Annotated in this window: 1 protein-coding gene; it reads right to left on the reverse strand. The window is 46.4% G+C overall.

Annotated features, from left to right (window positions below):
* The coding region (locus tag ABD259_RS25720; protein ID WP_344165866.1) for a ParA family protein at positions 1-562 on the reverse strand (562 nt) is incomplete at both ends.

Consider the following 562-nt stretch of genomic DNA (forward strand, 5'->3'; position numbering starts at 1 on the left):
TCGGATGTATTCAATGCGGTCAAAAACTGCTTTCGTAAACCGTTCTGCTTCAGTACGTGCCTTTTTCAACGCTTCAGCACTACCAGGGTATGAAACAGGGTTAGCACTAATAATAGTGTCAAAAGATTCACCACATCGTTCGAATCCATCCAAACGTGGCAGTGACGAGTCCAGAATATTACTTGCATACACTTCGCGGGCCAGGCTATGCGAAGTTTCGTGATCACGCTTATTAGTCATTTTTGACATGAAACCGATACTCGCGCTCAGGCGTGGTTCCACACCTTCGTCTTCAAGACGCTCCAGCATTTCAGGCAAACGTGTCAGATATTTAAGGGTTGAATGGAAATCAACCTGTGCCGGTGGAGTAGGGGTCAGAAGCAAATCACTCGCTGCCAGACCATTCAGAAGGAACGGATCAAGATGGGGGCCAGTATCTATGAAGACAAAATCATAGTCACCAGCGATACGGTCAATAATTGTTTTCCTGAGGACTTCAGAAGGTTTAAGTCCTGGTAAATGTTCTGCTACTAAAGACTCCCACTGGCTCGCCACAAAGCCG

Source organism: Nocardiopsis rhodophaea, from assembly GCF_039530945.1.
Taxonomy (GTDB): domain Bacteria; phylum Actinomycetota; class Actinomycetes; order Streptosporangiales; family Streptosporangiaceae; genus Nocardiopsis_C; species Nocardiopsis_C rhodophaea.